Source organism: Aliivibrio salmonicida LFI1238, assembly GCF_000196495.1.
In the GTDB taxonomy this organism is placed as follows: domain Bacteria; phylum Pseudomonadota; class Gammaproteobacteria; order Enterobacterales; family Vibrionaceae; genus Aliivibrio; species Aliivibrio salmonicida.
On the sequence record NC_011312.1, the window covers coordinates 735,377 to 755,353 of the forward strand.

15 protein-coding genes, 3 tRNA genes and 3 rRNA genes are annotated in these 19,977 nt (G+C 40.1%); 12 read left to right on the top strand and 9 right to left on the bottom strand.

From position 1 onward, the window contains the following. Positions 1-137: 137 nt before the first annotated feature. Positions 138-863 (bottom strand): outer membrane protein assembly factor BamD, encoded by a 726-nt coding sequence (gene bamD, locus VSAL_RS03725; RefSeq protein WP_026025300.1) that lies wholly within the window; start codon positions 861-863, stop codon positions 138-140. A 162-nt stretch (positions 864-1,025) separates the two neighbouring features. On the opposite strand from bamD, the gene rluD reads away from it, so the two are divergent. The 9 genes from rluD to VSAL_RS03770 all read left to right on the top strand — a co-directional run bounded on the left by rluD (position 1,026) and on the right by VSAL_RS03770 (position 11,234). After that, entirely contained in the window at positions 1,026-2,000 is a 975-nt protein-coding gene (gene rluD / locus VSAL_RS03730) for a 23S rRNA pseudouridine(1911/1915/1917) synthase RluD (RefSeq protein ID WP_012549470.1), read from the top strand. Continuing rightward, positions 2,000-2,734 carry a peptidoglycan editing factor PgeF gene (gene pgeF, locus VSAL_RS03735; RefSeq protein WP_012549471.1) on the top strand — a complete coding sequence of 245 codons (735 nt, stop codon included), beginning with the start codon at positions 2,000-2,002 and terminating at the stop codon, positions 2,732-2,734. Before rluD ends, pgeF begins: the two co-directional genes overlap by 1 nt. Before the next feature lie 94 nt (positions 2,735-2,828). Next, complete coding sequence (gene clpB, locus VSAL_RS03740) at positions 2,829-5,414, top strand: ATP-dependent chaperone ClpB (protein ID WP_012549472.1); 2,586 nt, start codon at positions 2,829-2,831, stop codon at positions 5,412-5,414. A 464-nt stretch (positions 5,415-5,878) separates the two neighbouring features. After that, positions 5,879-7,423 (top strand): 16S ribosomal RNA (locus tag VSAL_RS03745). 71 nt (positions 7,424-7,494) lie between these two features. Beyond that, positions 7,495-7,570: transfer RNA gene (locus VSAL_RS03750), tRNA-Ala, on the top strand. Positions 7,571-7,844: 274 nt separating this feature from the next. Then, a 23S ribosomal RNA gene (locus VSAL_RS03755) occupies positions 7,845-10,734 on the top strand. A gap of 95 nt (positions 10,735-10,829) precedes the next feature. Next, positions 10,830-10,945 (top strand): 5S ribosomal RNA (gene rrf / locus VSAL_RS03760). The 16S, 23S and 5S rRNA genes sit together here with 3 tRNA genes alongside, the layout of an rRNA operon. Before the next feature lie 97 nt (positions 10,946-11,042). Beyond that, positions 11,043-11,119, top strand: a tRNA-Asp gene (locus VSAL_RS03765). Between the two features lie 38 nt (positions 11,120-11,157). Then, positions 11,158-11,234: transfer RNA gene (locus tag VSAL_RS03770), tRNA-Trp, on the top strand. 257 nt (positions 11,235-11,491) lie between these two features. On the opposite strand, the gene VSAL_RS03775 is transcribed toward VSAL_RS03770, so the two are convergent. From VSAL_RS03775 to VSAL_RS03790, 4 genes are read right to left on the bottom strand one after another with little or no spacing between them, the layout of a single operon-like run. Further along, positions 11,492-11,899 (bottom strand): type IV pilus modification PilV family protein, encoded by a 408-nt coding sequence (locus VSAL_RS03775; protein WP_012549473.1) that lies wholly within the window; start codon positions 11,897-11,899, stop codon positions 11,492-11,494. Further along, entirely contained in the window at positions 11,889-13,133 is a 1,245-nt protein-coding gene (locus VSAL_RS03780; RefSeq protein ID WP_012549474.1) for a hypothetical protein, read from the bottom strand. The genes VSAL_RS03775 and VSAL_RS03780 overlap by 11 nt, the downstream gene beginning before the upstream one ends. Beyond that, positions 13,133-13,753, bottom strand: coding sequence for a PilW family protein (locus tag VSAL_RS03785; protein WP_044583186.1), 621 nt, complete (start codon positions 13,751-13,753; stop codon positions 13,133-13,135). The genes VSAL_RS03780 and VSAL_RS03785 overlap by 1 nt, the downstream gene beginning before the upstream one ends. Next, entirely contained in the window at positions 13,731-14,246 is a 516-nt protein-coding gene (locus tag VSAL_RS03790) for a GspH/FimT family pseudopilin (protein WP_012549476.1), read from the bottom strand. The genes VSAL_RS03785 and VSAL_RS03790 overlap by 23 nt, the downstream gene beginning before the upstream one ends. 151 nt (positions 14,247-14,397) lie before the next feature. Here VSAL_RS03790 and VSAL_RS03795 point away from each other — a divergent pair, with 151 nt between their 5' ends. Further along, entirely contained in the window at positions 14,398-14,781 is a 384-nt protein-coding gene (locus VSAL_RS03795) for a type IV pilin protein (protein ID WP_269447615.1), read from the top strand. Between the two features lie 36 nt (positions 14,782-14,817). On the opposite strand, the gene chrA is transcribed toward VSAL_RS03795, so the two are convergent. Then, on the bottom strand, positions 14,818-15,969 hold the full coding sequence (gene chrA, locus VSAL_RS03800) for a chromate efflux transporter (RefSeq protein WP_012549478.1): 1,152 nt from the start codon (positions 15,967-15,969) through the stop codon (positions 14,818-14,820). 118 nt (positions 15,970-16,087) lie between these two features. Between chrA and VSAL_RS03805 the strand changes: the two genes are divergently transcribed. After that, entirely contained in the window at positions 16,088-17,011 is a 924-nt protein-coding gene (locus VSAL_RS03805) for a LysR family transcriptional regulator (protein WP_044583187.1), read from the top strand. A gap of 15 nt (positions 17,012-17,026) precedes the next feature. Here VSAL_RS03805 and VSAL_RS03810 read toward each other — a convergent pair whose 3' ends face one another. From VSAL_RS03810 to VSAL_RS03820, 3 genes are all read right to left on the bottom strand, one after another. Continuing rightward, positions 17,027-17,215 (bottom strand): YqaE/Pmp3 family membrane protein, encoded by a 189-nt coding sequence (locus VSAL_RS03810; RefSeq protein WP_012549479.1) that lies wholly within the window; start codon positions 17,213-17,215, stop codon positions 17,027-17,029. 166 nt (positions 17,216-17,381) lie between these two features. After that, positions 17,382-18,413, bottom strand: coding sequence for a 2,3,4,5-tetrahydropyridine-2,6-dicarboxylate N-succinyltransferase (gene dapD, locus VSAL_RS03815; RefSeq protein ID WP_044583188.1), 1,032 nt, complete (start codon positions 18,411-18,413; stop codon positions 17,382-17,384). 397 nt (positions 18,414-18,810) lie between these two features. Beyond that, on the bottom strand, positions 18,811-19,101 hold the full coding sequence (locus VSAL_RS03820) for a YebG family protein (RefSeq protein WP_012549481.1): 291 nt from the start codon (positions 19,099-19,101) through the stop codon (positions 18,811-18,813). A 214-nt stretch (positions 19,102-19,315) separates the two neighbouring features. Here VSAL_RS03820 and VSAL_RS03825 point away from each other — a divergent pair, with 214 nt between their 5' ends. Beyond that, positions 19,316-19,951, top strand: coding sequence for an alternative oxidase (locus VSAL_RS03825; RefSeq protein ID WP_026025540.1), 636 nt, complete (start codon positions 19,316-19,318; stop codon positions 19,949-19,951). Positions 19,952-19,977 lie beyond the last annotated feature (26 nt).

Genomic DNA, 19,977 nt, shown 5'->3' on the forward strand with positions numbered 1-19,977 from the left:
GAATTCAACTGATTGTTTTCTTTGGTTAATTTTTAATCTCGCCTTCTTTGTTAGCGAGAACAGACAGAACACTATTCTTTTGATATAAAAAAGCAGCGCTTTGTTTGAGCGCTGCTTTTTTGTTTTTATCGTATTGCTTATTGTGGGTTTAATGCGATTAATTCTTCAGTACGTTGAATTGCATCATCCAGCTTTAGCTCTTTATATGCAGAAAGCATAATCGTTAATGATTTTCTTGCCGCCTCAGTGTCTGGGTAGGTTCTTTGTAATTCTTGACTACGATTAATTGCTGAAATCCATGCTTCTCTACGCAAATAAAAGTCTGCGGTAGCTAATTCGTAATCGGCTAAACGATTTTTTAACGCAAACATACGAGTTTGAGCATCTTCTGCATATAAACTATCAGGGTAACGCTCAAGTAAGCGTTTAAAATCTTTAAAGGCTGAACGTGCTGGTTCAGGATCTCGATCTGAACGATTAACTCTAAATAGATCATGCATAAAGCTTCTATCCTGAGCCATGTGAGTTAATCCTCTCATGTATAGCACCCAGTCCGCTTTGGGGTTTGTTGGGTTTAATCGATTAAATCGTTCAATGGTGGCTAAACCTAGAGCTAAGTCATCATTTTTGTAATATACGTAAATAAGATCGAGCTGAACCTGCTCTGAGTAGGCACCAAAAGGGTAGCGAGAATCCAATGCTTCAAGGCGTTCAACCGCACTTGTCCAATTACCGGCCTGTAACGATATTTGAGCCTGAGAATATAATTCTGATGGTGGGATATCAGGGATAACATCATCACTGCTTGAGCAACCAACCAGCAAAGATACGGCTAATAATGACGAAAGTGTTAAGCGTTTCATGCTTGAAAATGATCCTTGAATAAAAAAACTTAAGTTATCCATTACGAAAAGTGCCGTTAACAGATACAATGGTAGATAGTTTATTTCACTTATAGTGTTGATGATACCAAATATGATGTATTTGTTTGGTATTAGTACCACTAATTTAAAAAAAAGTTCGGTATGGCACAACAAATAGAATTAACAAGTACAGTAAAAGACAGTCAATTGGGTCAACGCTTGGATCAGGCGGCGGCTGAATTATTTTCTGATTTCTCTCGTTCACGCATCAAAGAGTGGGTACTTGCGGGTAGCATTTCTGTTAACGGCGAAGTGATCACTAAAGCTCGTGTAAAAATGATGGGCGGTGAAGAAATCGTAGTAAAAGCGGAATTAGAAGATGAAGAGCGTTGGTTAGCTCAAGATATCCCGCTTGAAATCGTATATGAAGATGATGACATATTAGTAATTAATAAGCCTCGTGATCTTGTTGTACATCCAGGTGCTGGTACGCCTGATGGCACAATACTGAATGCATTGTTGTTTCATTACCCAAGCATTGCAGAAGTACCTCGCGCAGGTATCGTGCACCGTCTAGATAAAGATACTACTGGTTTAATGGTAGTAGCTAAAACAGTACCCGCTCAAACACGTTTAGTGCGTGCGCTTCAAAAGCGTAAGATTACTCGTGAGTATGAAGCGATAGTATTAGGTCGTATGACGGCTGGCGGCATGATTGAAAAGCCAATCGGACGTCACCCACAAAAACGTACGCTAATGGCGGTACATGAATTAGGTAAAGATGCAGTAACGCATTACCGTGTTGCAGAGCATTTCCGTATTCATACTCGTCTACGCTTACGTCTTGAAACCGGTCGTACTCACCAAATTCGTGTGCATATGTCTTTTCTTCAGCATCCATTAGTTGGTGATACCGCTTATGGTGGCCGTGCTCGTATCCCTAAAGGTGCGTCACAAGAATTGATTGATATGATCCGTGGCTTTAACCGTCAAGCTCTGCATGCGGCGATGTTACGTTTTGATCACCCAATTACAGGTGAAGTCATGGAATTCCATGCGCCAATTCCTGACGATATTATTGCTCTAGCTCAAGCATTACGCGACGATGAGCGTTTATTGCATGAAGAAGAGTATTAATGTCAATACTATCACCAAAGTGGTCAGCCCCTAAAAATATTAACGTAGTTAGTACTACTCGTGTTGGTGGTGTATCTAAAGCACCATTTACGAGTTTTAATTTAGGTGATCATGTTGGTGATAACAGTAATGATGTTGTGCTAAATCGTGAAAAACTGATTACGTTGGCGCAGTTACCCACTGCGCCAACGTGGTTAAGCCAAATACATTCAACAATGGTTATTACCCTGCCTATTTCTTCTGAAGAGATAAATTCTCCCTTGGTTGATGCCTCATATACGAATCAAGCAAATCAAGTATGTTGTGTAATGACAGCAGATTGCTTACCTGTTGTTATTTGTAATAGAGAAGGCACCGAAGTTGCTGCAGCTCATGCTGGATGGCGTGGTCTTCTTGATGGTATTTTAGAAAATACAGTGAAGCATTTTTCTTCCAATGATCTTATTGCGTGGTGCGGACCAGCGATTGGACCTACTGCATTTGAAGTTGGTGATGAAGTTAAACAACTGTTCTGTGAGAAAGATCCTCAAGCTATAAACGCTTTTACTCCAAGCCATAACTCAAATAAATGGTTCGCGAATTTAAATTTACTGGCAACTCAGCGTTTACAGAGTGTTGGTGTTCAAGATATTTACTATTCAAACTTTTGTACCTATTCAAATACAGATCAATTTTTCTCTTATAGAAAAGAAGGCTCGACAGGTCGTCAAGCTACCTTAATTTGGTTCGAATAATCCCTTTTATTGCCACTCCCATCAGTTGATTTCTAAAACAATAAACCCCATTTAATAAGTAATAGTTACTTGCTTTTCTCTTTAGGAGAGGGTTATGCGTTTAGACCGATTTACCAGTAAATTCCAAATCGCCATTTCAGATGCTCAATCATTAGCATTAGGTCAAGATCATCAATATATTGAGCCGACTCATTTAATGGTGGCTTTACTAAATCAAAACGGTAGCACGATAAGACCATTATTGACGTTACTTAATGTTGATGTTACCCAATTACGCTCAAAATTAACGGAAATTTTAGATAAAGCCCCAAAAGTAATTGGTATCGGTGGTGATGTTCAACTTTCATCAAATATGGGGGTTATTTTTAATTTGTGTGACAAAATTGCACAAAAAAGAAAAGACACTTATATCTCTTCTGAAATATTCATGCTTGCCGCGATTGAAGACAAAGGCCCATTAGGTCATTTATTAAAAGAGTCAGGTCTTACCGAAGCTAAAATTTCAAAATCTATTGATGAGATCCGTGGTGGTGAGAAAGTAAATGATCCTAATGCTGAAGAAAAACGTCAGGCATTAGAGAAGTTTACTATCGATTTAACTGAGCAAGCTGAGCAAGGTAAATTAGATCCTGTTATTGGGCGAGATGATGAAATTCGACGAACAATTCAAGTGCTACAACGAAGAACTAAGAATAACCCTGTAATTATAGGTCAACCCGGTGTAGGTAAAACGGCGATTGTTGAAGGATTAGCTCAACGAATTATTAATGGCGAAGTACCCGAAGGGTTAAAGCATAAAAGAGTTCTTTCGTTAGATATTGGGTCTTTAATTGCAGGAGCTAAATTTCGAGGTGAATTCGAAGAGCGTTTAAAAGCCGTATTAAATGAATTAGCAAAAGAAGAAGGTAATATTATTCTTTTTATAGATGAAGTTCATACGATGGTTGGTGCTGGTAAAGGTGAAGGGTCGATGGATGCCGGGAATATGCTAAAGCCGGCGTTAGCTCGAGGAGACTTACATTGTGTTGGAGCGACAACGTTAGATGAATACCGTAAATATATAGAAAAAGATCCTGCATTAGAACGACGCTTTCAAAAAGTTATTGTTGATGAGCCAACGGTAGAAGATACGATCGCTATATTACGTGGCTTGAAAGAACGCTATGAGATACATCATCATGTCGAAATTACCGATCCAGCAATAGTTGCTGCTGCGACATTATCACATCGATATATTTCAGATAGACAGTTACCAGATAAAGCGATTGATTTAATCGATGAAGCGGCATCTAGTATTCGTATGGAAATCGATTCTAAACCAGAATCATTAGATAAACTTGAACGTAAGATCATTCAATTAAAAATAGAACAACAAGCTTTAGTTAAAGAAAGTGATGATGCGAGTTTAAAGCGTTTAGACTCTTTAAATTTAGAATTAAGAGAAAAAGAAAGAGATTACTCTGAATTAGAAGAAATTTGGAAAGCTGAAAAAGCAGCACTTTCTGGAACTCAACATATAAAAACAGAGTTGGACATCGCAAGAAGTAATATGGATATCGCTCGTAGAGCCGGTGATTTGAATCGTATGTCTGAATTACAATATGGCCGAATTCCTGAATTAGAAAAACAATTGGATTTAGCTGCCCAAGCTGAAATGCAAGAAATGAGTTTGCTTAAGAATAAGGTAACAGACGCTGAAATAGCTGAAGTTCTTTCCCGTCAAACTGGAATACCAGTTAATAAAATGTTGGAAGGAGAAAGAGATAAGCTATTAAAGATGGAAGCCATGTTGCACCATCGAGTTATCGGTCAAGATGAAGCGGTTGAAGCGGTATCAAATGCGATTCGTCGTAGTCGAGCTGGTTTATCGGATCCTAATCGTCCTATTGGATCTTTTTTATTCTTGGGTCCTACGGGGGTGGGGAAAACCGAATTATGTAAATCATTAGCAAATTTTATGTTTGATAGTGAAGACGCAATGGTCCGAATTGATATGTCGGAGTTTATGGAGAAGCATTCTGTTGCTCGATTAGTTGGCGCACCTCCTGGCTATGTAGGTTATGAAGAGGGGGGGTATTTAACTGAAGCCGTAAGGCGTAAGCCATATTCAGTTTTACTTTTAGATGAAGTTGAAAAGGCTCATCCAGATGTATTTAATATATTATTACAAGTATTAGATGATGGGCGTTTAACTGATGGTCAAGGACGTACTGTCGATTTTAAAAATACAGTAATAATTATGACATCAAATTTAGGTTCAGAAAAAATACAACAGCATTTTGGTGAACTCGATTATGGCGGTATAAAAGAACTTGTCATGGATGTAGTTGGTCAACATTTTAGACCTGAATTTTTAAATAGAGTTGATGAAGCGGTTGTTTTCCATCCATTGGGACAGGAGAACATTAAAAGTATTGCCAAAATACAATTGCAACGTTTAGAAAAACGACTGAATGAAAAAGATTATCAGTTAAAAGTGAGTAATGAAGCGTTAACGTTAATATCGGAAGCTGGTTTTGATCCTGTATATGGTGCAAGACCATTAAAAAGAGCGATTCAAACTTATATTGAAAATCCGCTAGCACAAGATATTTTAAGCGGTAAGTTAAGGACAGGGGAAGAAATAAAACTAAAAGTAAGAAATGGTCAGCTGATTGCTACTCAAAATGATGATTTTTGATAGTAAAATAATCACTTCGATGTAAAGTTGAGCACTTAACCTTTTTTGCTATAAAAAGAGTTGCATGATAGCAAAGACTCTCTATAATTCGCCCTCACTGACACGGAGTACAAGACATTTCTTATTCATACGTACAGTGAGGTTATTTTGGATTTTTTGTTTAAATAAGTGCTTGACACTTAAACTTAAATGGCTATTATAACCCTCCTCTTAACGATAAAGCCTCAAGGCTTTAAAAGTATAAGAGATGCTCTTTAATAATTTAACCAAATCAATCTGTGTGGGCACTTGTGAGTTGATAATCACTAGTTTGCTTTTACTTTTCGAAGTGAATTCAAACAAAAATAATCAATGAACTGAGTGACTACACAAAATTATTTTTATGTAAGAAATCAGTATAAATCATTGAGCCGGTTTTGTTTCTGCCCTCTTTTAATTAAGAAGACAGAGCAACCAAAAAACTTTAATTGAAGAGTTTGATCATGGCTCAGATTGAACGCTGGCGGCAGGCCTAACACATGCAAGTCGAGCGGTAACAGAAAGTAGCTTGCTACTTTGCTGACGAGCGGCGGACGGGTGAGTAATGCCTGGGAATATGCCTTGATGTGGGGGATAACTATTGGAAACGATAGCTAATACCGCATAATGTCTTCGGACCAAAGAGGGGGATCTTCGGACCTCTCGCGTCAAGATTAGCCCAGGTGAGATTAGCTAGTTGGTGGGGTAAGAGCTCACCAAGGCGACGATCTCTAGCTGGTCTGAGAGGATGGTCAGCCACACTGGAACTGAGACACGGTCCAGACTCCTACGGGAGGCAGCAGTGGGGAATATTGCACAATGGGCGAAAGCCTGATGCAGCCATGCCGCGTGTATGAAGAAGGCCTTCGGGTTGTAAAGTACTTTCAGTCGTGAGGAAGGGTGTGCAGTTAATAGCTGTACATCTTGACGTTAGCGACAGAAGAAGCACCGGCTAACTCCGTGCCAGCAGCCGCGGTAATACGGAGGGTGCGAGCGTTAATCGGAATTACTGGGCGTAAAGCGCATGCAGGTGGTTCATTAAGTCAGATGTGAAAGCCCGGGGCTCAACCTCGGAACCGCATTTGAAACTGGTGAACTAGAGTGCTGTAGAGGGGGGTAGAATTTCAGGTGTAGCGGTGAAATGCGTAGAGATCTGAAGGAATACCAGTGGCGAAGGCGGCCCCCTGGACAGACACTGACACTCAGATGCGAAAGCGTGGGGAGCAAACAGGATTAGATACCCTGGTAGTCCACGCCGTAAACGATGTCTACTTGGAGGTTGTGGCCTTGAGCCGTGGCTTTCGGAGCTAACGCGTTAAGTAGACCGCCTGGGGAGTACGGTCGCAAGATTAAAACTCAAATGAATTGACGGGGGCCCGCACAAGCGGTGGAGCATGTGGTTTAATTCGATGCAACGCGAAGAACCTTACCTACTCTTGACATCTACAGAATTCGCTAGAGATAGCTTAGTGCCTTCGGGAACTGTAAGACAGGTGCTGCATGGCTGTCGTCAGCTCGTGTTGTGAAATGTTGGGTTAAGTCCCGCAACGAGCGCAACCCTTATCCTTGTTTGCCAGCACGTAATGGTGGGAACTCCAGGGAGACTGCCGGTGATAAACCGGAGGAAGGTGGGGACGACGTCAAGTCATCATGGCCCTTACGAGTAGGGCTACACACGTGCTACAATGGCGCATACAGAGGGCTGCAAGCTAGCGATAGTGAGCGAATCCCAAAAAGTGCGTCGTAGTCCGGATCGGAGTCTGCAACTCGACTCCGTGAAGTCGGAATCGCTAGTAATCGTGAATCAGAATGTCACGGTGAATACGTTCCCGGGCCTTGTACACACCGCCCGTCACACCATGGGAGTGGGCTGCAAAAGAAGTGGGTAGTTTAACCTTTCGGGGAGGACGCTCACCACTTTGTGGTTCATGACTGGGGTGAAGTCGTAACAAGGTAGCCCTAGGGGAACCTGGGGCTGGATCACCTCCTTAACGATAGATTGCGATTTATGAGTGTTCACACAGATTGATTAGGTTAAAAAAGTAAAAGAGATTTTTTATGTGGGGCTATAGCTCAGCTGGGAGAGCGCTTCGCTGGCAGTGAAGAGGTCTGCGGTTCGATCCCGCATAGCTCCACCATTAATAATCATTTTTAAAATGAAAGTTATTATTAATGGTTTTCGTTATAGAAAATCTGCTCTTTAACAATTTGGAAAGCTGACTGATTTAACTAACTTACGAGTTAGATAAATCAAAATTTAAAAGTTCTTAATATCTTTTGTTTATCTTTAGATAAACAAATTAAAAACACATTCAAGTGTTCTTGTATTTTGAATCCGGCGAAAAACCAGAACTCTCAATGAAGAGTTCAACCTTGGTTGTTTATGCCATACGAAACCTCTTGGGGTTGTATGGTTAAGTGACTAAGCGTACACGGTGGATGCCTTGGCAGTCAGAGGCGATGAAAGACGTATTAACTTGCGATAAGCCCAGATTAGGTAGTAAAAACCTTTTGAGTCTGGGATTTCTGAATGGGGAAACCCACTAGCATAAGCTAGTATCGCTGCGTGAATACATAGCGCAGCGAAGCAAACCGGGAGAACTGAAACATCTAAGTACCCCGAGGAAGAGAAATCAACCGAGATCCCGAAAGTAGCGGCGAGCGAAATTGGGTTAGCCCTTAAGTTGTTAATGAGACAGGTGAAGCCTCTGGAAAGTGGCGCGATACAAGGTGATAGCCCTGTAACCGACATCTCATCATCAGTGAAAACGAGTAAGGCGGGACACGTGATATCCTGTCTGAATATGGGGGGACCATCCTCCAAGGCTAAATACTACTGACTGACCGATAGTGAACCAGTACCGTGAGGGAAAGGCGAAAAGAACCCCTGTGAGGGGAGTGAAATAGAACCTGAAACCGTGTACGTACAAGCAGTAGGAGCATACTTGTTATGTGACTGCGTACCTTTTGTATAATGGGTCAGCGACTTATATTCAGTGGCAAGGTTAACCGTTTAGGGGAGCCGTAGGGAAACCGAGTCTTAACTGGGCGTTCAGTCTCTGGATATAGACCCGAAACCAAGTGATCTAGCCATGGGCAGGTTGAAGGTTGAGTAACATCAACTGGAGGACCGAACCGACTAATGTTGAAAAATTAGCGGATGACTTGTGGCTAGGGGTGAAAGGCCAATCAAACTTGGAGATAGCTGGTTCTCCCCGAAATCTATTTAGGTAGAGCCTCGGACGAATACTACTGGGGGTAGAGCACTGTTAAGGCTAGGGGGTCATCCCGACTTACCAACCCTTTGCAAACTCCGAATACCAGTAAGTACTATCCGGGAGACACACGGCGGGTGCTAACGTCCGTCGTGGAGAGGGAAACAACCCAGACCGCCAGCTAAGGTCCCAAAGTTATAGCTAAGTGGGAAACGATGTGGGAAGGCTCAGACAGCCAGGATGTTGGCTTAGAAGCAGCCATCATTTAAAGAAAGCGTAATAGCTCACTGGTCGAGTCGGCCTGCGCGGAAGATGTAACGGGGCTAAGCTATACACCGAAGCTGCGGCAGTGCAATTTATTGTGCTGGGTAGGGGAGCGTTCTGTAAGCCGTTGAAGGTGTGCTGTAAGGCATGCTGGAGGTATCAGAAGTGCGAATGCTGACATGAGTAACGATAAAGGGGGTGAAAAACCCCCTCGCCGGAAGACCAAGGGTTCCTGTCCAACGTTAATCGGGGCAGGGTAAGTCGACCCCTAAGGCGAGGCCGAAAGGCGTAGTCGATGGGAAACGGGTTAATATTCCCGTACTTCTTATAATTGCGATGGGGGGACGGAGAAGGCTAGGTAGGCTTGGCGACGGTCGTCCAAGTTCAAGTGCGTAGGCTAAGAGTTTAGGTAAATCCGGACTCTTGTTAGGCTGAGACACGATGTCGAGCACCTACGGGTGTGAAGCTATTGATGCCATGCTTCCAGGAAAAGCCTCTAAGCTTTTGGTTATAAAAAATCGAACCCCACCCCGATAAAAGGGTCGCGTAGAAAAAATAAAGGCGCTTGAGAGAACTCGGGTGAAGGAACTAGGCAAAATGGTACCGTAACTTCGGGAGAAGGTACGCTCCTAGCGGTGATGAGACTTGCTCTCTAAGCTGCCGGGAGTCGCAGATACCAGGTGGCTGCAACTGTTTATTAAAAACATAGCACTGTGCTAAATCGTAAGATGACGTATACGGTGTGACGCCTGCCCGGTGCTTGAAGGTTAATTGATGGGGTTAGACTTCGGTCGAAGCTCTTGATCGAAGCCCAAGTAAACGGCGGCCGTAACTATAACGGTCCTAAGGTAGCGAAATTCCTTGTCGGGTAAGTTCCGACCTGCACGAATGGCGTAATGATGGCCACGCTGTCTCCACCCGAGACTCAGTGAAATTGAAATCGCTGTGAAGATGCAGTGTACCCGCGGCTAGACGGAAAGACCCCGTGAACCTTTACTACAGCTTGGCACTGAACATTGACCCTACATGTGTAGGATAGGTGGGAGCCTTTGAAGCAAGTACGCTAGTATTTGTGGAGGCAATCTTGAAATACCACCCTTGTATGCTTGATGTTCTAACGTTGGCCCCTTATCGGGGTTGCGGACAGTGCCTGGTGGGTAGTTTGACTGGGGCGGTCTCCTCCCAAAGAGTAACGGAGGAGCACGAAGGTGGGCTAAACACGGTTGGACATCGTGTGGTTAGTGCAATGGCATAAGCCCGCTTGACTGCGAGAATGACAATTCGAGCAGGTACGAAAGTAGGTCATAGTGATCCGGTGGTTCTGAATGGAAGGGCCATCGCTCAACGGATAAAAGGTACTCCGGGGATAACAGGCTGATACCGCCCAAGAGTTCATATCGACGGCGGTGTTTGGCACCTCGATGTCGGCTCATCACATCCTGGGGCTGAAGTCGGTCCCAAGGGTATGGCTGTTCGCCATTTAAAGTGGTACGCGAGCTGGGTTTAGAACGTCGTGAGACAGTTCGGTCCCTATCTGCCGTGGGCGTTGGATGATTGAAAGGGGCTGCTCCTAGTACGAGAGGACCGGAGTGGACGAACCTCTGGTGTTCGGGTTGTTACGCCAGTAGCATTGCCCGGTAGCTAAGTTCGGGATCGATAAACGCTGAAAGCATCTAAGCGTGAAGCGAGCCTTGAGATGAGTCATCCCTGATACTTTAAGTATCCTAAAGGGTTGTTGAAGACTACGACGTTGATAGGCAGGGTGTGTAAGTGCTGCGAGGCATTGAGCTAACCTGTACTAATTGCCCGTGAGGCTTAACCATACAACACCCAAGGGGTTTTGAACGGATTTAAGATAGCAAGAAACAGATTGAATGTGATTAAGAACACAATACAGCTTTCCGAATTAAAGAATTTGCTTGGCGACCATAGCGTTATGGACCCACCTGATCCCATGCCGAACTCAGAAGTGAAACGTAATAGCGCCGATGGTAGTGTGGGGTCTCCCCATGTGAGAGTAGGACATCGCCAGGCTTGAATTAAGTTTTTATCTTTTTTAGAAGATGAAGACAAAGAATAAAACGCTGACACGTTTTATTTAAGTAATAGCATAATGCTGAATAGACACTGCGGAGTGGTAGTTCAGTTGGTTAGAATACCGGCCTGTCACGCCGGGGGTCGCGGGTTCGAGTCCCGTCCACTCCGCCACTTATTTATAGACAGAGTTAAGTCTTTAAAATAACTACAGGGGTGTAGCTCCAACTGGCAGAGCAGCGGATTCCAAATCCGCGTGTTGGGAGTTCGAATCTCTCCACCCCTGCCATATTAAAAAAGGCTCATATCGAAAGATATGAGCCTTTTTGCTATTTGTAGTTTGAGGAAAGAGCAGTGGATTCCCCCGTCATAAGAACGCGTGTGTTGGGAATTCTAATCTCTCCACCCTTGCCATATTAAAGAAGGCTCATATCGAAAGGTATGGGCTTTTTGCCATCTGTAGTTTAAGAAAAGACTCGCGGCTCCCTCCGCCATAAGACTATGTATGTCGGAGTTTGAAATTCTACTATTGTGTTTAATTAACTATTAATCAAATTCGTTGTATTTAGATATGATGGTTTCTAAGGTTACAAATTCTTGGTTTCCATGTCTTGTGTTCCAAGCACTAGATATTGTGATGTGCTTTGCCGAGGCCGAAATTATGCTATCAACGTTCCAGGTTAACATATATGTAATATCATTGATTGTGACTTCATTTGACGATGTAGCAATGGAATCATAAGTAATAGTTCCACCTGCTCCAGAGATTGAGCGACTACGAAATTTTTCTAATTGAGTTTCTGCACTATATAGAGCCTCAATACTCCTTGTCGCATGTTCAGATTTTAGCTCAATAAACGTTTGCAGCTTCAATAAGCCTAATGCACCAATACCAATAATGGTAAATGAAATCATTATTTCAAGAAGGCTAAATCCTTTTTGTTTATAGATCATTCCAAGATCCTTTTTGCCATGTAAAATTGTTGTATTCTTCTTTACGGGCAGATCTTTTATAATTAAATACTATGGCGCCTCTAAGTAATGCTGAGGAATTAGGAATATCTAATATTAGTCCTCCAGTAGGAATAAAAGCACCAGCTTGGAAATGAGAGACTGTTTTCTTATCATTAGTAGCTAGAGTATTAGAGCTTACCATTCCATCCCAATTGTCAGTAAGATCTGTCCCTATTGGGTGATGATACATATGATAAACTGAACCATAGAAATTTACTGCACCGTAAACACCGAAAACGCCATCTTCTATAACAAGGTTTCGAGATTTATCAGTTAGTGATGTTAATGAATGGCCATCTCCAAGATCGCAATTACCTTCGACCCATACTTTATCGCTAGTTGCAAAAGCGGTTGCGATAGAGCTGTCACAATTTGATTTATTACCACTAATTACCGTGTATTCATTTTTTACTTCAGATAGTTTAGAACGAGGTTTTTGGAAGAATGGTTCAAAAGGGTCATAGTGTTCTTCTTTTATATAATCAGAAAGAAAGTTACCAGAAGTTGCGGAATCATCTGTTTTAGAATTTGTTTGAATGTTTGATTGTGTTGTTGAATGGCAGGTGCCGCTATAACCATCATAGGGCCCATTTTCTTCAGGATTAAGTGTTTTCAATCCTGATCCTGAAAATCTGTAATCGATGTATCCGCTATATTTAATGGCAACACACTCATCTTTTTCATTAATTTTATGGCCTGTAACATCGGGATATACGTTTAAAGAACCATCTATAATCAAATTACCTCTAGCTTGTATCGCTCCGTTTCCATAAGTAATTTTAGGTATGATATTTTTTTTAATTAATTCTTTTTCATTTAGTTCATAAGTTAACTGATAGGTAATTGCAGAATTTGCTGAAGATACAGGTTGAGCGTAAAGACTTTCCATTGGATTATTGATATTACACTGAGTATTCATATTACTATACTCAGTAGAAGTATTATTCTTTGATAATAGAGATGGCTCTGTTTTACTTTCACTTATAAAGCTAAAGAGGCACTCAATAGCACCTTCTGCCTTCCAGTTGCTTTGTTTAGCAATAACTTCATTTTGTGATCTTTTTATTTGATAGAAAGTACTTTTGTAAGTTCCTAGAGATAAAATTAAAGCAGCAAGGATTAGGAGTGATGTCATTATTAAAACAACAGCGCCATTTTGTTTCTCTATATTCATTATTGCCAATTCCTTTGTTTGACGCTGAAACTTAAGTCCTTTTTCATTGTTGGTATATTTACTAGTTCAGTATCAAGTCGAATATCAATTATTGATGAGGTTGCGGAGCTTGTGATTAACGGTTTACGTAACACTGAAAAATTAGTTACTTGTATGTTTTGAGTATCAAAAAGTGAATAGCAATTACTAACGGTAGTTAGACTTTTTATGTTTGTTATGAGTGTTTCTTCTTCACATACTTTTAATTTTTTATCGGAAGGTGAGTATTTATATATTACATTTTGGTAAGTTTTTTGTGCTCCAGATAGTTTTTTGTGATACACAAAACCAATACTATTTGGTGTTATTTCTATAATATTTGTCGCAGCCGATAGCTTTACTGACTGTCCATCAGTGCCGTTGTATCCTGCTCTTTGGATATCGTTTTTTATAATTTGCATTGTACTCGTTAGATTTTGAGCTAGTAGTAATTCTAGGCCTCGGTTTTTTGCTACACGTTGCCCATTAATAAAAATAGATCCAACAAGACTAATTGCAATAATCCCAATAAATGAAGCGATCAGAAGCTCAATAAGTGAAGAGCCATTTTGTTTGTATTTATGAACAGGAATTATATCCATAGAGCTCCCCACTCGTATTATCGTAACAAACCTTAATTCTTCCAGGAGGGTTTGAAAGAACGACTTTCAATACTTTTTTTGTGTCTGTATTTGGGTAGAAAGTAAATGACCCTGAAGCTGGTCTACCTCTTATACCTTCAAATTTTGTTTTTTTATGTGCATATGTGTGTTTTAAGGTGATATCGCTGAAGTTGGTACCATCTAAATAGGCAACCATATTTCCAGAAGTACTTGTTGAATCTCTTAAAGCTAAATTCCATGAACCGATTTTATTTTCTTCTTTTTTCGGAAATGAAATATGGACCCATAAGTCACTGTTTCTTAGGACTGCCTCTGATTTAGCTTGAATTAAAAAACCATTTAGTTCTGTTGCCAAGCGTTGCATTTTTACGCTGTTATTTACGGTATTGAAGTTTGGTGCAGCAACGGATAGAAGTATGGCCAAAACGGTGATTGTAATTAACATCTCCAATAAGGTAAACCCGCGATTCATCTCTCAAATCCTTTTGTAAACTATTGATAAAGCATCAATAATTCTTGCTTAAATTATACCAAGTATGAAAAATAGAAAGATATTTAGAGAAGGATAAATAGAAATGATTCTAATAAATAAATGTAACTTATCTCGTGTTCATATAAGGGGTATGACACTGATCGAAATTATGATCGTAATTGCTATTATTGGTTTATTGTCAGCGATTGCTTATCCTGCGTATACAAACCATATATTAAAGGCGAACCGTATCGTTGCCTTAGCTGATATGGCGAAAATTCAATTAGAATTAGAAACGAAATATATAACTAATTATTCAGATATAGCTAGCTCTATCGTTAGCGGGGGAACTTGTTCTTTTTGTGAAACACAATCGGATAAATATACTCTGAGCTTAGAGGGGTTAACTGCTACAACTTATACGATTAAAGCTACTCCTATAAAGGCACAGATAAAGGATACATGCTCAGGGAAAACTTATACTGCGATTACTTTAAATCAATTTAATAAAAGTGAGCCTAAGGAATGCTGGTAAACTAAAGGTGGGAATTTATACCCACCTTAATGTTTATCAACCAACGAAAGGCAACATACCACCAGCGGCAATAAAGAAGCCAACCAAACCTACAATGGGAAGTTTAAGTACTTTAAGTAATGCAAAGCCAATAATAACTAATGCCATATCTACCCCTGAGCCTACTGCGCTTGTAAATACAGGGTCATACAGCGCTGCGATTAGTAACCCGACAACAGAAGCATTAATTCCCGTAATTGCTCCTGCTAATGCTGGTTTTTGAGCTAGAACCTGCCAATGACTAAATACTCCAAGTACTAATGAAAATCCCGGTAAGAAAATAGCAATGGTTGCAACTAAAGCACCAAGAATTGGCTGTTCACTCCACAATTCATATCCTAAGAACGTTGCAAAGGTAAACATTGGACCGGGAACAGCCTGAGCTGCAGCATAACCCGTTAAAAAGCTATCCGTACTAATTTGGTCGCCAACGATATTTTGTAGTAATGGTAAGACTACATGACCGCCACCAAAGACTAAACTACCTGCTTGGAAGAAATCAGAAAAAAGAAGGAGTAATGGCGAATGATTAACGATAGCAGGTAAAGCAAAGAAACAAAGTGCAAAGATAATTAAGGGTAACCAATTAATGCCTTTAGATTCTTTTTTAATCTCAGTCACCTTATCTGATTTTAGATAAATTCGACCTATAATCGCGGCAATTAACAGTGCAATTAATTGTGTGCTTATTGAAGGGAGTATTAATAATAAGGTTGCGGTCATAATACATAAAAGTATCGTGATTTTGTCCTTACAAAAACTCTTATACATTCCCATGATGGCATCAGCAACAACAACAACGGCTAATAATTTCAATCCATGAATGATGCCTTCAAAGATGTCATTACCAAAGAATGAATGGCTTATATTTGCTAATAACACCATGATAAGAATGGAAGGTAATGTGAAACCAATTGAAGCGAGTAGAGCGCCAAAGAGTCCTTTTCTGTGATAACCCAAAGCAAAGCCTACTTGGCTTGAACCTGGGCCAGGTAAGAACTGGCTCAAGGCGATCAGTTGTGCGTATTCCTCTTCACTTATCCAACCTCGCTTTTGTACAAATTCATTGCGGAAGTAACCGATATGAGCGGCAGGTCCACCAAAGCTAACCCAGCCTAATAAAAAAAATCGGTTAAATATTTCAAACATAATCTACTCAACTTTTGACGTATCATCCAAATTCGGACATTCCATTTTGATGGGATAAAGATTACGAGTTACTATCCAATTATTCAAATCGATTAAATTACTATTAACTATGAATTAAATTAATTGGAAAGCGGTCGACTTAAATTTATTAGTGGTATTTAGAACATTGATGGAAACGAAAAGTGTCTCATTAGCTGCGGATAGATTATTTGTCGGGCAATCAGCGATGAGCCATAGTCTTTCTCGTTTACGTGAGTTATTAAACGATCCTTTGTTCGAAAGACAAGGGCATAAAATGATCCCTACCGCGAAGGCTATTCAACTTTATCCTATGATAGATAAAGTACTACAAACAATAACGGGGGATATTTTAAAGACAGATACCTTTGAGGCGAGTGAGTTCTCTGGGACCTTTAAAATCGGAATGACAGATTATGCAGAATTACTTTTTGCAGCAGATATTTTTGATGCGATTCATCAATTAGCACCAAAAGCACAGTTATGTTTTACCACGGTAGATAAAGCGAATTACCAAGATAAGTTTGATAGCGAACCACTTGATTTAGTTATTGGTAGCATGAAACCAGAGCAAAAAGATTTACAGTATCAAAAATTATATACAGAAAAGCATGTATGTATGTGGGATGGAAACAGACATCAATTTAAAACACCGATAACACTGGATGATTATCTTTCATTGCCTCATGCATTGGTTAGCCCTGATGGTTCATTAAAAACAGGTGTAGATAAGCAATTGAGCGCATTGGGAGCAGAAAGAGCGGTGAGTGTCGCGTCAAAGCACTTTTTGACGATTAGGCATCTCATGAAAAAAAGAAATTTAATCTGTGTTGTACCAGAGTTAATGGCACAGCTGGATTTGTTCTCTGAGCAATTGGTCCACTCAGAGCCTCCAATTGAAGTTGGGGAATTTGATATTCAATTGATTTGGCAAACTCGTAACAAAGAAAATAAACGCTACCAATGGCTTAAAGAGTTGCTCATTCAAACCATTGAAAAAAGTGTTAGCGCTTACAAAAAATAATACAACGAGTTTTGTTTATCGTCCAAATGCATCTTTAATTTTTTCATCAGTATTGTATTGGCTTAATGCATAAACAGACCAAATAGCGGCAGGGATCCAGCCAATTAAAGTTAATTGTAAAATAAGGCAAATGACACCACTAAATGGACGACCAATAGTAAAAAACTGTAACCAAGGCAGTAATAAAGCAAGTAAGAGTCTCATGGTATTTCCTATGTGAATTTATTTTGTTGTTAGTCTTATTAATAAGTGGGGTTGTCTTGTGTCTTTTTCAATAAAAATGGCCAGTAACAATAAAGTTACTGGCCACAAGAATACCGTTTCATCAATGAATAGAGTATGAATGCATACTCATATTATTAAGTGAATATTAGTTGTTGCTGTGTAATTCGCTGTTCAGTTCAATTGCAGATTTATTAGTTAAACATTCTATTTGACCAGTGATAGAGTTACGACGGAACAGAAGATCTGTTTTGCCTGCAAGATCACGAGCTTTCGCGACTTCAACTTCTTTACCTTGGTTATCTAACATGCTTACTTTTGTGCCTGCAGTAACATATAGGCCAGATTCAATCGTACAACGATCACCCATTGGGAAACCAAGGCCTGCATTTGCGCCAAGTAGGCAGTTCTCACCGATAGAGATAACCATTTTACCGCCACCAGAAAGTGTACCCATGATAGAAGCACCACCGCCGATATCAGATCCATTACCCACAACAACACCGGCAGAAATACGACCTTCAACCATACTCACACCAGTAGTACCTGCGTTAAAGTTGATGAAGCCTTCATGCATTACTGTTGTACCTTTACCTACATGTGCGCCTAAACGAACACGAGAAGTATCGGCAATACGAATACCTGTAGGTACAACGTAATCCACCATTTTAGGAAATTTATCAACACAATCGACAGTCAGGGTGTCACCAGCTAGGCGAGCTTCTATTTGGCGATCGGCTAATTCAGGAAGATCGATAGGGCCTTGGTTCGTCCACGCTATATTGTGTAATAAACCAAAAATACCATCCAGTACAGTGCCATGTGGCTTAACTAAACGATTAGAGATCAATTGAAGTTTCAAAAAGCCTTCAGCAACAGATTGAGATTGTTCATCAGTTGCTAAAACAACAAGAACAAGAGGCTGCTTTGATTGAACTGCCTTTTCTGCGAATGCCGCGTTTGGAACATCCCCGTTTGCTGCAAAAGCGTTAGCAAGTTCAGTGCAAACTTCAGATGTAATTTCAATCGCTTGATTGCCCTCCGTATAACCACTTGCTTTAGCAATAGCGTTAACTAATGATTCAGATGGGTTTAATACTGGGTGTGGGAAAAAAGCTTCAATAATTTTATTGTCGCGGTTTTTTGTCGCTGTACCAAAGGCAAGTGCAAAATGAGCCATGTAATGATTCTCCATTTTCATATCAATAATAGTAATTTATACCTATTTAAATCATTATCCGTTCATTCACATTGGTTCAATCAAATCATCGCTACGTTAGCTGTTTTATTACAAGATTGCGGTCATTAGGATGACTGATTATTAAAATCTCTATCTTGTTTTTAAGTGATTTACCTTATGTAATGAATTTGTCATTTAATTAATTCGATAGGTATTAAAAATAAATCTTACTTCACATCATAAAGATAGTTGCTGTGATATAGAAGAGTGAAATCAGAAAATTTTAATGAGAAAAGGGAATAGAGGTAAGAAAAGGGAATTTAAAGTGGTCGTGGAGAAAAGAAAATAGCGGATCATTAAGCCGCTATTTGTATTTTTATATATCGTATCTTTAGAATTAAGCGGCGTCAGACTCTTCGTCTTTGACGGCTTCAATTTTTGCTTTTTTAGGTACAGGTTTACGTTTTGCGCCCAAAGCAACTAAAACATCTTCTTTGTGCTTAGCCAGGTAAAGAGACAACTCTTCTTGTTTCCCTTCATCTTCAATTAAATTACTTTCATTTAGCAGAGTAAAAAGTTCATCTGCAACATCCAGCATTTTGTCATAAGCATCGGCTTCAGTTTTAGAGGTAAAAGTCATCTTCTCTTCTCCGTTGCGCTCAACTACATATTTGACGATAACAGCCATGGTCGTCTCTCCTATTAAATTAACTGGTGTTTTATACAGTAAATGAGGTTTTTTGTCCACTTGGAGGAGAGAAAGCGAGAGAGAGGTAACGCTAGGAGATAATCGACTGATTTTTTATGGCTAAAATGTAAAAAATTAAATGTAGGAAAATAGTTGAGTAATTTTATTTAAAGTTGTATTTTAAATGCAACTTTAAATAAAGGAGTGCTTAATGATGTCAGATTTTGAACTAAAACATAAAGCGACAACGAAAATGTCAGAGCGTATTGCTTATAAAATTACGCAGTGCTTAAAGTTTCTTTTAAATATTTTTTATGGTTCTCAATATGCAAAGCGTGCCGTTATTTTAGAAACGATTGCTGCGGTTCCTGGGATGGTTGCCGGCATGTTTAATCACCTAAAAGCATTACGTCGTATGAAAGATGATGAAGGGTGGATCCGCGAATTATTGAATGAAGCTGAAAACGAAAGAATGCATTTAATGATATTTTTAGATATTGCAAAACCTCGCTGGATAGAGCGCACGTTGGTTTTATTGGGCCAAGGTGTCTTTATGGTTGTTTATAGCTTTATTTATTTACTCTCATCAAAAGTGGCTCACCGAGTGGTCGGTTATTTTGAAGAAGAAGCTTGTAAAAGTTACACCGAATATTTAAGTAAAATTGATAATGGAGACGTGGAAAACGAAGCTGCACCACAAATAGCGATAGACTATTATCAATTACCAAATGACGCATTACTGCGTGATGTGATCTTAAAGATTCGTGATGATGAAGCAAAACATCGAGATCGTAATCATTCGTTTGCTGACGCTTATGAAAACCACGATCTTCCTGCTCACCAACGTTAGGTATCATTTTTATGGGGCTAGAAATA

Bases quoted from the DNA above. Each gene is read 5' to 3' on its own strand.
- rluD (WP_012549470.1), top strand. From the start codon at position 1,026: ATGGCACAACAAATAGAATTAACAAGTACAGTAAAAGACAGTCAATTG.
- VSAL_RS03790 (WP_012549476.1), bottom strand. From the start codon at position 14,246: ATGAATCGCGGGTTTACCTTATTGGAGATGTTAATTACAATCACCGTT.
- VSAL_RS03785 (WP_044583186.1), bottom strand. From the start codon at position 13,753: ATGGATATAATTCCTGTTCATAAATACAAACAAAATGGCTCTTCACTT.
- clpB (WP_012549472.1), top strand. From the start codon at position 2,829: ATGCGTTTAGACCGATTTACCAGTAAATTCCAAATCGCCATTTCAGAT.
- VSAL_RS03795 (WP_269447615.1), top strand. From the start codon at position 14,398: ATGACACTGATCGAAATTATGATCGTAATTGCTATTATTGGTTTATTG.
- dapD (WP_044583188.1), bottom strand. From the start codon at position 18,413: ATGGCTCATTTTGCACTTGCCTTTGGTACAGCGACAAAAAACCGCGAC.
- chrA (WP_012549478.1), bottom strand. From the start codon at position 15,969: ATGTTTGAAATATTTAACCGATTTTTTTTATTAGGCTGGGTTAGCTTT.
- bamD (WP_026025300.1), bottom strand. From the start codon at position 863: ATGAAACGCTTAACACTTTCGTCATTATTAGCCGTATCTTTGCTGGTT.
- VSAL_RS03780 (WP_012549474.1), bottom strand. From the start codon at position 13,133: ATGAATATAGAGAAACAAAATGGCGCTGTTGTTTTAATAATGACATCA.
- VSAL_RS03825 (WP_026025540.1), top strand. From the start codon at position 19,316: ATGTCAGATTTTGAACTAAAACATAAAGCGACAACGAAAATGTCAGAG.
- VSAL_RS03775 (WP_012549473.1), bottom strand. From the start codon at position 11,899: ATGATCTATAAACAAAAAGGATTTAGCCTTCTTGAAATAATGATTTCA.
- pgeF (WP_012549471.1), top strand. From the start codon at position 2,000: ATGTCAATACTATCACCAAAGTGGTCAGCCCCTAAAAATATTAACGTA.
- VSAL_RS03820 (WP_012549481.1), bottom strand. From the start codon at position 19,101: ATGGCTGTTATCGTCAAATATGTAGTTGAGCGCAACGGAGAAGAGAAG.
- VSAL_RS03810 (WP_012549479.1), bottom strand. From the start codon at position 17,215: ATGAGACTCTTACTTGCTTTATTACTGCCTTGGTTACAGTTTTTTACT.